Origin of the sequence: Polynucleobacter cosmopolitanus (assembly GCF_002224225.1) — a bacterium.
Lineage (GTDB): Bacteria > Pseudomonadota > Gammaproteobacteria > Burkholderiales > Burkholderiaceae > Polynucleobacter > Polynucleobacter cosmopolitanus.
On record NZ_NJGG01000002.1, the window covers coordinates 17,857 to 31,221 of the forward strand.

Sequence of the window (13,365 nt, forward strand, 5' to 3'; positions counted from 1 at the left end):
TAAAACGAATGGCATTCTTGCTATTGTTTTTAAAGCTATTTTTTGAAGAATTGCCCTATTAATCTAGGTTCCTCAAGCTTCTTCAGGCTTCTTTAGTCTGATGCGACCACTCGGCCGTTGTTTAAAACCATTTGACGTTCACAGCGACTGGCCAAGGCCATGTCATGGGTGACCAAAATCAGGGTTGAACCCAGTTCTTGGTTCAGCTGGAACAGCAATTGAATGATTTTTTGGCCATTTTGCTCATCCAAGCTACCTGTAGGTTCGTCGGCAAACAGAATGTCTGGTTCTGTGACAAAAGCACGTGCCAAAGCTACACGCTGTTGCTCACCACCTGACAAGGTTTTGGGGCGGTGCTTGAGGCGCTCAGATAAACCAACTTTTTCTAACCAAACTTGAGCTTTGGCCGCAGCTTCGGCTCTGGGCATGCCTGCTAATTCAAGAGGCAGTTGGACATTTTCCAAGGCGGTTAAATGATCAATCAATTGAAATGACTGAAACACAAAACCCACGTGCTGAGATCGGATTTGGGCGCGTTGATCTTCACTGGCCGCAGAAATATCCCGGTCCATCAGCAAGATCTGACCTTTGCTTGGAGTATCTAAGCCAGCCAAGAGACCCAATAAGGTACTTTTACCTGAACCACTGGCTCCCACAATCGCCAAACTTTCACCCTCAGCAACTGAAAAATTAATATCGTGCAAAATAGTCAGAGGACCATCCACCGTATCCACGGTTTTTGCTAGATGCGATACTTCTAGAACAGTTTTGAGTGTTGTTGCATCCATAGGAGCTTAGTTTGAGTAGTTTTTTAAGTTGTCGTTCAGGTTTTAAATCTGGATCAGCATCAATAAAGCGTAATAGTTATCTTACGCACATCACTCACATGGTAATGGTGTTTGCTGTCTTGTGCATGGCTCTTTTAAATAGCCCCACTGTTTATGCGCAAAGTTCAAAAGTTTTGATCATGGGCGACAGCCTCTCAGCCGAATATGGTTTACCCCGCGGCACTGGCTGGGTGAAATTGCTCGAAAATCGTTTAAAGAAAAAATACCCAGATATACAAGTGATCAATGCCAGTATCAGTGGAGAAACCACCAGCGGTGGTCAGATGCGCATGGCTTCATTATTAAAAACTTACCAACCCAAAGTGGTGGTGATTGAATTAGGCGCTAATGATGCGTTGCGCGGCCTGCAACTGACAGCCACCGAGCAAAATTTACGCCAGATGATCCAGGCATCAAAACAATCAGGTGCAAAGGTTTTATTACTGGGTATGCGCATTCCACCAAATTATGGCCAGGACTACACCAATAAGTTTTTTGCCATTTATGGCAAGTTGGCCACATCCGAACAAGTTGAGTTACTACCCTTCTTCTTAGAGCGAGTGGCCACACGCATGGATTTGTTTCAGGCCGATCGCATTCATCCGAATATGACAGCGCAAAGTCTCATGCTTGAGAATGTTTGGCCTAAATTAGAGCCTCTATTGAAACCTTAGTCCTTAGATCTTAAGTTTCAACACATTCAATTGGTAACTGGATCAAGAATTCAGCACCGCCCAATGCAGATTGTTGGTAACTGATGCGGCCTTGATGTCTATCAATGATGTGCTTACACAACCACAAGCCTAAACCCATGCCCTGCTTTTTATTGGTTTTCATCAAATCAAAAATACTGGCTTTTAATTGATCAGGAATGCCTGGGCCATTATCAGAAACCTTTAACTCCACAAAATTACCAAATACTCGTGTGTGAATATTGATCTCTTTATTTGACTGACTTGAATTGGAAAGTGCCTCAATGGAGTTGTTCAATAAATTGATCAATACCTGACTGATTTCATTGTTGTTCATCGGTATTGATTGATTCACATTCAAATCAAACTTTAAGTTGATTTTTAAGTCACGGGCCTGAGGCACGATGATAGATTTAGTTTGCTCAATCAATTCATCCAAATGCACATCACTTGTTCTGATTTCTTCTTGTCTGAAGATATCCCTTAAGGTAGAGACAATTTTCGCAATTCGTTGATTGTCTTGCTGAATATGCGTGATGACTTCTTTTAGACCATTAGGATCAGTTTGACCTTCATTCAATTGGCGTTGAATGAATTCAGTATTTAGACTGATGGCAGCAACAGGCTGATTCAACTCATGAGCAATCGAGGCTGACAGTGCGCCAGTGGCTGCTGTTTTATTGGCAATCAATAAAGATGAAATCAAACCTTCACGCTCTTCTAAAAGCGCTTTGATTTGCGTATTTTCTGTGGAACTTCTTTCAAGGCCAAGCCTAGCAGTCAATTCACTCTTCATCAGGCGTTGGTACAAATAACTACTAACCGCAATGTAAATCAAGAGATGTGCACTCAAGCTACCCCAAAGAATAAAGGTGCTGTCAAATTGAATCAGTTGGCTAACACCCCCTGTGTGATTGATGAGTCCATATACGGCAACAGAGAAAGTAACCGTCAAACTAATCAAAACTATTCCCATCAAAACCTTAAGACCAAAACTTTGATCCTTCTTTAGCAATCGTGTTAACTCATTAATTTCCCAAATTGAAAGTATCAAAATTGGAATCGACACAAAGCCAGTTCTTGCTGCAAAATCTGCGCCACTTTGCCGTAACACTTCATAAATAAAGATGAATATCAATAAAAATGTCGTTGCCACTATCAAGTTTGAGCGTGTAATTTCTACGTGCCAGCTTCTGAATAAAAGGACCAGAAACACCATGGAGCTCAAGAAGCAAAAATTAGCAATCGTCAGAGAAAAACCAATTAAATAAGGTGAAACCGTCCAAACAATAAAAGCCAATGCCCGGAGCAAAATGGATGCCTGCCAGTACACCAAGTTCTTATCTTTTTTATACCCCGATGGCGTGATTGTGCTCACGTACAAACCTACCAACATGAGGGCCAGTAGTGAGAAGAAGATTTGATTGGCGGCTTGCATGCAGGGATTATGACTTATTTAGAATTGATTGAAAGTCTTTTATCCATGAAAAAAGCCACTTCATGTCAGAAGTGGCTTTTTAGATCATGCATTTAATTTTCTATCTGCTCAATGATTACTTCACTGAGTTGACTTGCTTGACACCCGCACGATCTTTCACACTCTCAAAATAAGCTGCTGCTTCAGATTGGGCGCCGAGGGCAGCCACCTGACGAGCTTGATTAGTGCGTAACTTTGCATCCGCTTGCAAAGGTTTCTGTACCTTGTTTACTCGGTAAATAGCGAACCCACCATCATTGGCTTGAGCACTGACCACGGCTGGCAATTGTTTTGCATTCGCTGACATCACCGCATCCATGCCACTTGCCGTTAAGTCGGCAGGCTTGTTGCGTGATACCCACTTACCAGCTGTGAAACCAGCTGATTCGCTTGGATTCTTCTGAAGTGCTTCAAATCGCTCTTGGCCAGTCTTGATCGCTAACTCTTGAGCCATTCTGAGTGACACTTGTTTTTTGACATCTACTTGAATTTGAGACAAAGGCAAAGCAGCTTGTGGCTTGTGAGTTATGACACGCGCAGAAATGATCTTTCCTGGTGACAACTCTAAGGCTTCAATATTGCGGCGGTTTTTAACTGCATCATCAGCAAAGATAGCTGCCAATAATTTAGGGTTGTTGAATGGATGATCTGCTGGGGCTCCACGCAAACCACCGCGGGTGATGTTGCTGGCTTTTTGAATTGGTAAGCTCAAGCGATCAGCTACTGGTTTCAAGCTATCAGCCTGTTCATAAGCCATGTTAGCAAATAAATCTGCTTTTTCTGCGAATTTTTTTGGATCTGCCTTAGCATCACCTTGCAAGATCACGTATTCAACTTCAACGTTCTCGGGGGCTTGATAAGCATTGATATTGCTTTGATAGAAAGACTCAATGTCTTGCTGTGATGGGTTCACTTTAGAAACAAAATCGTTTGGTGAAAAACGCAAAACTTGAACTTCACGTTCTGTTTCAAAGGCAATCGATACTTGCTCAGCCACTTTTCTTGAACCAATGCCAGTTGCAACCACCGCTGTCAAAACATGACGGGTTTTAAGTTCATGGCGACGACCATTTTCAAATTGATCGACCGTTAGATTGTTGCTAGCTAGCAGCTTTTTATAACGCTCAGCATCAAACTGACCATTGTTATACAGCGCTTTGATTTCTGGAATTTGTGTCAAATCACGAGCCAATGCTTCTGGGCTGATAGAAAGCTTGAGGGCTTTAATTTCGTAAGCTAAGAGGCGCTGCTGAATAATTTCATTGAGCACAGCCTGCTTAAAAGGCACGCTGTTGACCATTGCTGAGTCCACGCGACCTTGCTGTTGCTGCAAACGATCAGCTCTTAACTTCACGGCATTATCAAGTTCTTGACGGGTGATTGCAGCACCATCCACTTTGACCAAGGTTGAGTCTTTGCCTATGTCTTGCATGTAACTCTCAACGCCCAAAAAGACGAATGATGGCAAGATGAGCAAAAGTAAAAGCCCCATCAGTATTTTTTGGTACTTACGGATCGATTCAAGCATGAGTATGTAGTGTTGACGTAGAAAAAGTCAGAAGAAATCTGTGGTGGGTGCTGACGGGGTCGAACCGCCGACATTCGCCTTGTAAGGGCGACGCTCTACCAACTGAGCTAAGCACCCACAGAGAAACGAGAGTATACAGTACCTTCATTCCCACTGCAAATATTTCAGACTGTTTGGTTAAACAAGTCCCTCACACAAAGGCTGTTGAGGCCTATGTATGAAGGTTCTTTTAATACAAGAATCAGTGCTTGAGGACATCCCCTGAGCTGGCTTGAGCAGATTTACTTGCTTCAGCAGCTTTGGCGATTTCTTCAGCGGTTAACTCAGGCAAGGCTTCTGGCATTTTTTCTAGCGCCAATTCTAAGACCTTATCAATCCATCTGACTGGAACAATCTCGATCGCGTTTTTAACGTTATCAGGAATGTCGGTCAAATCTTTGATGTTTTCTTCAGGAATCAAAGCTAGCTTGATACCACCTCGGTGAGCTGCCAATAGCTTCTCTTTCAAGCCACCAATCGGCAAAACTTCACCACGCAAAGTGATTTCACCGGTCATGGCCACATCGGCTCTGACTGGAATACCTGTTAAGACTGAAACCAAGGCGGTAGTGATCGCGATACCTGCTGATGGGCCATCCTTCGGTGTGGCGCCTTCTGGGAAGTGAATGTGAATATCTTTCTTTTCAAAAGATTCTTCAGTGATACCCAATTTGCGACCGCGTGAACGAACCACTGAGCGTGCTGCCTCAACAGATTCTTTCATCACATCGCCCAATGAACCTGTGCGAATCGTGTTGCCCTTACCTGGCATCACAGCTGCTTCAATGGTCAATAAATCGCCACCCACTTCAGTCCATGCCAAACCAGTGACTTGACCCACTTGGTTTTGCTTTGCAGCTAGACCGTAGTCATAGCGACGCACTGATAAGAATTTATCCAAGTTCGAACCATCAACTTTGATCGGTGCAGCTTCTTTTTTGAGCAAAAGTAGCTTGACCACCTTACGGCAGATTTTGCTGATCTCACGTTCAAGCGCACGCACACCTGCTTCGCGGGTGTAGTAACGAATGATGTCGCGAATCGCAGATTCATCCACCACAATTTCACCAGCCTTCAAACCATTGCCTTTGATTTGCTTAGGCAACAGATAGCTCAATGCAATGTGAGTTTTTTCATCTTCGGTGTAACCCGCCAAACGAATCACTTCCATACGATCAAGCAAAGGACCTGGAATGTTCAAAGAGTTTGAAGTCGCCACAAACATCACATCTGACAAGTCGTAATCGACTTCAACATAGTGATCTTGGAAGGTGTGGTTTTGTTCTGGATCTAAGACTTCAAGCATCGCGCTCGCAGGATCACCACGGAAGTCCATGCCCATCTTGTCAATCTCATCTAACAAGAACAATGGATTGCGCACACCGACCTTGGTCAAGCTAGACAAAATCTTGCCTGGCATTGATCCAATGTAGGTACGACGATGGCCACGGATTTCAGATTCATCACGCACACCACCCAAGGCCATGCGCACAAACTTGCGGTTTGTGGCGCGTGCAATCGATTGACCCAAAGATGTCTTACCCACACCAGGAGGGCCAACCAAACAGAGGATTGGAGCCTTCACTTTTTCAACACGCTGTTGAACTGCGAGATATTCCAAAATACGTTCTTTGACTTTGTCTAAACCATAGTGGTCTTCGTTCAATACTTTTTCAGCATTGGTTAAATCATTATTGACCTTGCTCTTTTTCTTCCAAGGCAAGTTCACCAATGTTTCGATGTAGTTACGAATCACTGAAGCTTCAGCTGACATCGGAGACATCAACTTCAACTTCTTCATTTCTGATTCAGCTTTTTTCAAAGCTTCTTTAGGCATCTTGGCAGCTTTGATGCGTTTATCGAGTTCTTCGATATCAGCACCCTCTTCACCTTCGCCCAATTCCTTCTGAATGGCTTTGACTTGTTCATTCAAGTAGTACTCACGCTGACTCTTTTCCATTTGACGTTTGACACGTCCACGGATGCGTTTTTCAACTTGAAGAATATCGATTTCACTTTCAAGGTGGGCCAAGATCGCTTCTAGTCGCTCAACCACTGTTGGCAACTCTAGAAGTCTTTGCTTCTGATCCAACTTGATTGGCAAGTGTGAGCAGATGGTATCGGCCAAGCGACCAGCATCATCAATGCCTTGCAAAGTCGCAAGGATTTCTTGAGGAATCTTTTTATTGAGTTTGACGTATTGGTCAAACTGAGAAACCACCGCACGACGCAAAGCTTCAATCTCAGGCACTTCGCTGCTAGCGATTGCTTGAGGTGTGGCTTCACACATGAAGTATTCCAAACTGTCTTCAACATTGGCAACATCCGCACGTTGAGTTCCCTCGACGAGGACTTTGACAGTGCCGTCTGGCAGTTTGAGCATTTGTAGAATCTTGGCAATACAGCCCACTGTGTACAAATCTTCCACAGCAGGTTCGTCTTTGGCGGCCGTTTTTTGAGCAACCAATAAGACGCTTTTGCCAGTTTCCATGGCAGCTTCAAGAGCTTTGATAGATTTAGGTCTACCCACGAACAATGGAATCACCATGTGCGGGAATACCACCACATCTCTTAGCGGCAACAATGGCAGCTGGATGGGTTCAGAAGGAAGTAACAAGTCACCAGGCATGGTTTATCTCCAAAATGTGTGTTTGTATTTTCCTACGTAGTAAGAATACATTGAATTTGGGACTGTTTTGCTCAAAAACAAGGGTAAAAACTAAGAAAATTGCGAAAAAATTGGTTTTTAAGTCGTTTTCTTTTGCTCTTCTCAATCTTTCACTCTTTCTTATCCATCAAAGCAATAAATTAACCCCAATTTAATTATGTTTTTTATAACTAGATTGATTTAATGTTAACCATGGTTTACAGTTGTAAGAATGATGACTATACTTAAAACAAGCAAATTTACGAAATGGATTCAAGAGCTCAAAGATCTAAAGGGAAAAGCAAGAATTCAAGCAAGGATAGACAAACTAGAATTCGGACATTTTGGCGATTGCGAATCTATTGGCTCGGGTGTGTTTGAACTAAGGATACATTTTGGACCTGGGTACAGAGTTTATTTAATGAAAAAAGGTCAAGAACTTGTAATTCTTCTCGCTGGCGGAGATAAGGGATCACAAGCCAAAGATATAAAACAGGCAATCAATTTATCGAATGAATTGCGGGAGTGAAAATGACTAAAGAAAAACTAACAAAATGGGATAGTGCTGAATTACTAAAGACAGAAGCAGACATTAGTAATTATCTTGAAGCTTGCTTTGAAGATGGTGATCCACAACTCATTACACATGCACTTGGTGTTATTGCTAAAGCAAGAGGAATGACACAATTAGCAAAAGACACGGGTATAAGCCGAGAGGGTTTATACAAAGCATTAACAGATAACGGCAACCCAGAGTTCTCAACAGTTTTAAAGGTATTCAAAGCACTTGGATTGAGACTAAGCTTAAGACCAATTACTTAAGTTAAATCAGCTCTCTACCCACAGGCTTTGAATTAAGCCACGCCCTGTCTTCTTCTGAAAATTCACCCGTAGCGCATTGACTAAGCAGCTCTTCAAGCGTGTAACTGGGCTTTGGGTTTTTTGGATATTCAATCTTTACTGTATTTATCATTAATTTATCAGGGGCTTTAATTTGCAATATATTTATGGAAATTATAACTATCTTTATAAAGTTAATAAACTAACAAACAAAAAGGAATTTAAGAAGCGGCCTTCTCTGATGCTTCTTGATAGAGCATCAAAGGCTTACTATCACCATTGATGGTGCTTTCATCGATCACCACGCGTTGAACGTTTTCTAGGCTTGGTAAGTCATACATCACGTCCATCAAAGCGTGCTCGATGATTGATCTCAAACCACGGGCACCTGTTTTACGGGCAATCGCTTTTTTAGCAATGGCACTCAGTGCATTAGGACGAATCTCTAATTCAACACCTTCCATGTCCAATAAGGCCTGGTATTGCTTCACCAAGGCATTGTTAGGCTCTGTGAGAATCTGAACCAAGGCAGCTTCATCCAATTGAGCCAAGGTGGCTACCACTGGTAAACGGCCAATCAATTCTGGGATCAAACCAAATTTGATCAAATCTTCAGTTTGAACTTCTTTGAGCAACTCAGAAATAGAACGGTCATCTTTGCCGCGCACTTGAGCACCAAAACCGATACCGGCGGTGACTGTGCGTTGCTGAATCACTTTTTCTAAACCGTCAAAAGCACCACCGCAGATAAACAGGATGTTGGTTGTGTCGACTTGCAAGAAATCTTGATTAGGATGCTTGCGACCACCTTGTGGAGGTACAGAAGCCATGGTTCCTTCAACAAGCTTTAAAAGTGCTTGCTGTACTCCCTCACCTGATACGTCACGGGTGATTGATGGGTTGTCTGATTTGCGTGAGATCTTATCGATCTCATCGATGTAAACGATGCCCTTTTGTGCTTTTTCAACGTTGTAGTCACAAGCTTGTAAAAGCTTTTGAATGATGTTCTCAACGTCTTCACCAACATAACCAGCTTCAGTCAAAGTTGTGGCATCAGCGATGACAAATGGCACATCTAATAATCTTGCCAATGTCTGAGCCAATAATGTTTTACCTGAACCGGTCGGGCCAATCAACAAGATATTGCTCTTAGCTAATTCAACACCGTTGTGAACAGTTTTTTTGTTTTTAGCGGCACCAGTGATTTCAATGTGCTTGAGGCGCTTGTAGTGGTTGTACACCGCTACTGCCAATTGTTTTTTGGCATGATCTTGACCAATCACATATTGATCAAGACTGGCGCGGATTTCATGAGGAGTTGGCAGACCTTCGCGAAGATCTGCTTCAGGCAATTGGCTGATTTCTTCGGTGATGATGTCCGTGCATAAATCAATGCACTCATCACAAATAAATACAGATGGGCCTGCAATTAGTTTTTTAACTTCGTGCTGACTCTTGCCACAGAATGAGCAGTAAAGAGGCTTCTCAGTTGAATTGGTTGTATCGCTCATGAGTAAACCTCCTGACTATCTTTTAGATTAGCGCTTTTCGATCACTTGATCGATGAGGCCATATTCTTTTGCTTGTTCTGCTGACATGAAATTATCACGATCAGTGTCTTTAGCAATCGTTTCAATCGTTTGACCCGTGCGATCAGACAACACTTTATTCAAACGTTCGCGCAAATAAAGAATCTCGCGAGCTTGAATCTCAATATCAGACGCTTGACCACGTGCACCACCCAAAGGCTGGTGAATCATCACACGTGAATTAGGCAATGAGAAGCGCTTGCCTTTTGTTCCAGCTGCCAACAAGAATGCGCCCATGCTCGCCGCCATGCCCATGCACAAAGTGCTGACATCAGGCTTGATGAACTGCATGGTGTCGTAAATCGCCAAACCAGCAGAAACAGATCCACCTGGAGAATTGATGTACAAAGAAATATCTTTCTCTGGGTTTTCGCTTTCCAAGAAAAGCAATTGAGCAATCACCAAATTAGCAGATTGATCATTGACCTCACCCACCAAGAACACCACACGCTCTTTGAGTAAGCGTGAATAAATGTCATAAGCACGCTCGCCACGACCAGATGTTTCTACGACCATTGGGACCAAACCCAAGGCTTGTGTATCTAGTGCGCTATTTTGTGTGTGGTTCATATTCTTTTTGTCTCCAGGGTATCCATCAACAGCCATTCAAACCATTAAATCTTGCTGAGTTCTTCAAAGCTTACTGCTTTTTCTGATACTTTGGCTAGACCTGTCACATAAGCCACCACATTGTTCTCTAAAACAAGGGCTTCAACATCGGCCAAACGCTTTGGATCGCTGTAATACCAACGCATCACTTCTTTAGGATCTTCGTAGCTGGCTGATTGCTCTTCGATTTCGGCTTTGATTTGTTCTGGCTTAGCTTCTAGTGATTGTTGTTTGACCAATTCATTCAAGATCAAACCAAGCTTCACACGCTGCTCAGCTTGTGACGTGAATAGTTCTGCAGGAATCGGCGCATCTTTGGCATTAGGTACACCACGAGCTGCTAGATCTTGACGCGCATTGGCAATCAATCTTTCTTGCTCTTGTGCAACTAAACCTTTAGGCACTTCCATTTCGCAGGCTTTTGTCAAAGATTCCATCACTTGGCCTTTTAACAAAGTCTGTGTGCGACGAGCTACTTCACGTGTCAAGTTTGTACGAATTTCTTCGCGCATTTTGGCAACGCCTTCAGCAACGCCCAAAGCTTTTGCAAGCTCATCATTCACTTCTGGCAAATGTGGCCATTCAACTTTTTTCATTGTGATGGTGAAGTCAGCTGTTTTACCAGCCACGTCTTTACCGTGATAGTCGGCCGGGAAAGCCAATGGGAAAGTCTTCTCTTCGCCTGCCTTTAAACCCAAAGCCGCAGCTTCGAATTCTGGCAACATGCGGCCTTCACCCAATACAAAAGCAAAGTTCTCAGCTTTACCGCCTGAGAATTCAACGCCTTCAATCTTGCCCACGAAGTCAACGGTAACTTGGTCACCTGTTTGAGCCGCTGTGTTGGCACCACCATTGCCATGGTCACCTGCTTCACCACGCACATGGTAGTGAACGCGCTGTTTGCGCAAGATGTCTAAAGTCTTGTCGATTTCTGAATCGTTCACATCGGTTGTGTGACGTGTGATTTCTACTTTTGATAGATCACCGATCTTCACTTCTGGGAATACTTCAAACTTGGCGTCATAAACGATTGGATCAGCTGTCATGTCGCTCTTTGGCTCAAGACTTGGCTGACCAGCAATTTTCAAACCTTCTTTTTTGCTGATATCAAAGAATAATTTAGAGGCATGGTCAAACTGAACTTCAAAGTCCACTTGCATACCGTATTGGGCTTCAACCATTTTCATGGGAACCTTACCCGGGCGGAAGCCTGCCATCTTTACTGTTTTTGACAGTTTTTGTAAGCGCGCTGCGCGTGCTTTTTCAGTATCAGCTTTTGGAAAGCTTAAAGTAATTTTTCGGTCTAAATTGCCGAGGTTTTCAATCGTTACAGACATGCTGGTATCCCGTTTAAGCTAATAAAATTAGGGGCTTAGGAATCAACCACTCAAGGGTTTTTCCGCAACCACTAGTGAAACACTACAAAAGCTCACTATTCTACATGATGGGCGGGCCAAAAGGACGTCTTATGATTCAGTGGTTTATAGGGCTTTTAGCGCTTATCTCCATGAAGCGGATTGGCATTCATTTCCAATCTAGCTAAACTACCGAGTTCATTGATTTAGCAGACAGAAAGAGCAGCCATATGAAGATGATTCAAGAATTCCGCGCCTTTGCGGTACGAGGCAATGTGATTGATCTGGCCGTTGGTGTGATCATTGGTGGCGCTTTTGGCAAAATCGTTGATTCTGTTGTAGGCGATGTGATCATGCCCGTGATTGCCTGGTTGATCGGCGGAAAATTAGATTTTTCTAATTTATTCATTGTTTTAGGCAAAGTTCCTGAAAATGTCCCAATGACCTTGGATGCCCTCAAAAAGGCTGGCGTACCATTATTTGCCTACGGTAACTTTTTAACGATCACCCTCAATTTCGTCATTTTGGCCTTCATCATCTTCCAAATGGTCAAAATCATTAATCGCATTAAACTTCAAGACGAAGCAGATTCACCACCACCTCCTGTACCTGAAGATATTCAGTTACTCAGAGAAATCAGAGACAGTTTGAAAAAATAAGGAAAGAAGATGATCACCACCCCATCAGGTTTGCAGTATGAAGACACAGTTGTAGGATCTGGCGCAGAAGCTACCAAAGGTCAATATGTGTCAGTTCATTACACAGGTTGGTTGTATGAGAACGGCCAGGTAGGTTCAAAGTTTGATTCAAGCAAAGATCGCAATGATCCTTTTGAGTTCCCTTTGGGCGGCGGCATGGTCATCCGTGGTTGGGATGAAGGCGTGCAAGGCATGAAAGTTGGCGGCACACGTCGCCTGGTAATTCCATCTGACTTGGGCTATGGCTCATCAGGTGCTGGTGGCGTGATTCCACCGAATGCAACTTTGCTATTTGAAGTGGAGTTGTTGGCTGTTTAAGAAATGATTTAATTTCTGATTCAAAAAAGCCTCGATTTTTCGAGGCTTTTTTATTTGAATGACTATTAAGCTTTGAAATAAAAAAGGTTCCACCAAATTCATGCCATCATGCTATAATGCAATCATGCTGCATGAATTGGAGAGAACCATGGGCGTAGTCATCGATCACCAAGTTATTAAATCTATAGGCTCAAGTGGACAAATTTCACTTGGGAAGGAGCATGCTGGTCGTCAAGTTCTAATTGAAAATCCTGAACCTGGTGTTTGGGTCATTAGAACCGCCACAGTAATTCCTGATAATGAGAGATGGATTCATACGCCAACAGTTAAAAAGAATTTAACTGCAGCCTTGGCATGGGCAGAAAAAACTCCGGCAAAAGCCAGCGATTTATCAAAGGTAAAGATATCAAAAACTCATGGCGCGAAACGTAAAGCCTGAGTTATTAGTAGAAATTGATCTTAATAGCCCCTCATTTCAATCAACCTGGAACGATCTAGAACAAATTGAACAGGAGAAGGCAATTGCTACCTTCGAAAAACTCACTCAACTGACCTGGAATCAAGTCTACAAAGATAAAGGTTTGAGGTGGGAAAAGATTCACAGCATTCAAGCGCCACAGGGTATTGATGCACTCTATTCATTCCGGGTTAGTAAATCAATACGCGGAATTGGGTTCAAACAAAATCATTTTTTAAGGGTTTTATTAATTGAACCTGATCATGACGCAGCCTATGGGAAAAAATAA

14 protein-coding genes and 1 tRNA gene are annotated in these 13,365 nt (G+C 43.0%); 7 read left to right on the top strand and 8 right to left on the bottom strand.

All coding sequences use genetic code 11. From position 1 onward, the window contains the following. Positions 1-92: 92 nt before the first annotated feature. Positions 93-788, bottom strand: coding sequence for an ABC transporter ATP-binding protein (locus AOC33_RS05540; RefSeq protein WP_089515650.1), 696 nt, complete (start codon positions 786-788; stop codon positions 93-95). Between the two features lie 104 nt (positions 789-892). Between AOC33_RS05540 and AOC33_RS05545 the strand changes: the two genes are divergently transcribed. Beyond that, entirely contained in the window at positions 893-1,501 is a 609-nt protein-coding gene (locus tag AOC33_RS05545) for an arylesterase (RefSeq protein WP_089516427.1), read from the top strand. 10 nt (positions 1,502-1,511) lie between these two features. Here AOC33_RS05545 and AOC33_RS05550 read toward each other — a convergent pair whose 3' ends face one another. The 4 genes from AOC33_RS05550 to lon all read right to left on the bottom strand — a co-directional run bounded on the left by AOC33_RS05550 (position 1,512) and on the right by lon (position 7,192). Continuing rightward, positions 1,512-2,957: a sensor histidine kinase gene (locus tag AOC33_RS05550; protein WP_089515652.1), complete on the bottom strand. Its 1,446-nt coding sequence runs from the start codon at positions 2,955-2,957 to the stop codon at positions 1,512-1,514. A 115-nt stretch (positions 2,958-3,072) separates the two neighbouring features. Then, a complete protein-coding gene (locus tag AOC33_RS05555) occupies positions 3,073-4,524 on the bottom strand; it encodes a SurA N-terminal domain-containing protein (protein ID WP_089515654.1) in 1,452 nt (483 codons plus the stop codon). Between the two features lie 41 nt (positions 4,525-4,565). Then, positions 4,566-4,641, bottom strand: a tRNA-Val gene (locus AOC33_RS05560). Positions 4,642-4,765: 124 nt separating this feature from the next. Further along, positions 4,766-7,192, bottom strand: a complete 2,427-nt coding sequence (gene lon, locus AOC33_RS05565) for an endopeptidase La (protein WP_089515656.1) — start codon at positions 7,190-7,192, stop codon at positions 4,766-4,768. A gap of 250 nt (positions 7,193-7,442) precedes the next feature. Here lon and AOC33_RS05570 point away from each other — a divergent pair, with 250 nt between their 5' ends. Both AOC33_RS05570 and AOC33_RS05575 read left to right on the top strand, forming a co-directional pair. Further along, the gene (locus tag AOC33_RS05570; protein ID WP_089515658.1) at positions 7,443-7,739 is read left to right on the top strand and encodes a type II toxin-antitoxin system RelE/ParE family toxin; all 297 of its coding nucleotides are present in this window, start codon (positions 7,443-7,445) and stop codon (positions 7,737-7,739) included. A 2-nt stretch (positions 7,740-7,741) separates the two neighbouring features. Beyond that, positions 7,742-8,032: an addiction module antidote protein gene (locus tag AOC33_RS05575; RefSeq protein ID WP_089515660.1), complete on the top strand. Its 291-nt coding sequence runs from the start codon at positions 7,742-7,744 to the stop codon at positions 8,030-8,032. A gap of 239 nt (positions 8,033-8,271) precedes the next feature. Here AOC33_RS05575 and clpX read toward each other — a convergent pair whose 3' ends face one another. The 3 genes from clpX to tig are packed head-to-tail and all read right to left on the bottom strand — an operon-like array spanning position 8,272 to position 11,585. Continuing rightward, entirely contained in the window at positions 8,272-9,561 is a 1,290-nt protein-coding gene (gene clpX, locus AOC33_RS05580; protein ID WP_089515661.1) for an ATP-dependent Clp protease ATP-binding subunit ClpX, read from the bottom strand. A gap of 27 nt (positions 9,562-9,588) precedes the next feature. Then, positions 9,589-10,209: an ATP-dependent Clp endopeptidase proteolytic subunit ClpP gene (gene clpP, locus AOC33_RS05585; protein WP_089516428.1), complete on the bottom strand. Its 621-nt coding sequence runs from the start codon at positions 10,207-10,209 to the stop codon at positions 9,589-9,591. A 44-nt stretch (positions 10,210-10,253) separates the two neighbouring features. After that, a complete protein-coding gene (gene tig / locus AOC33_RS05590; RefSeq protein WP_089515662.1) occupies positions 10,254-11,585 on the bottom strand; it encodes a trigger factor in 1,332 nt (443 codons plus the stop codon). 248 nt (positions 11,586-11,833) lie between these two features. Here tig and mscL point away from each other — a divergent pair, with 248 nt between their 5' ends. The 4 genes from mscL (at position 11,834) to AOC33_RS05610 (ending at position 13,365) form a co-directional block, all read left to right on the top strand. After that, positions 11,834-12,262, top strand: coding sequence for a large conductance mechanosensitive channel protein MscL (gene mscL, locus AOC33_RS05595; protein WP_089515664.1), 429 nt, complete (start codon positions 11,834-11,836; stop codon positions 12,260-12,262). 9 nt (positions 12,263-12,271) lie between these two features. Further along, positions 12,272-12,619 (top strand): FKBP-type peptidyl-prolyl cis-trans isomerase, encoded by a 348-nt coding sequence (locus tag AOC33_RS05600; RefSeq protein ID WP_089515666.1) that lies wholly within the window; start codon positions 12,272-12,274, stop codon positions 12,617-12,619. Positions 12,620-12,743: 124 nt separating this feature from the next. Continuing rightward, on the top strand, positions 12,744-13,058 hold the full coding sequence (locus AOC33_RS05605) for a hypothetical protein (RefSeq protein ID WP_219349907.1): 315 nt from the start codon (positions 12,744-12,746) through the stop codon (positions 13,056-13,058). Then, the gene (locus AOC33_RS05610; RefSeq protein ID WP_089515668.1) at positions 13,036-13,365 is read left to right on the top strand and encodes a hypothetical protein; all 330 of its coding nucleotides are present in this window, start codon (positions 13,036-13,038) and stop codon (positions 13,363-13,365) included. The genes AOC33_RS05605 and AOC33_RS05610 overlap by 23 nt, the downstream gene beginning before the upstream one ends.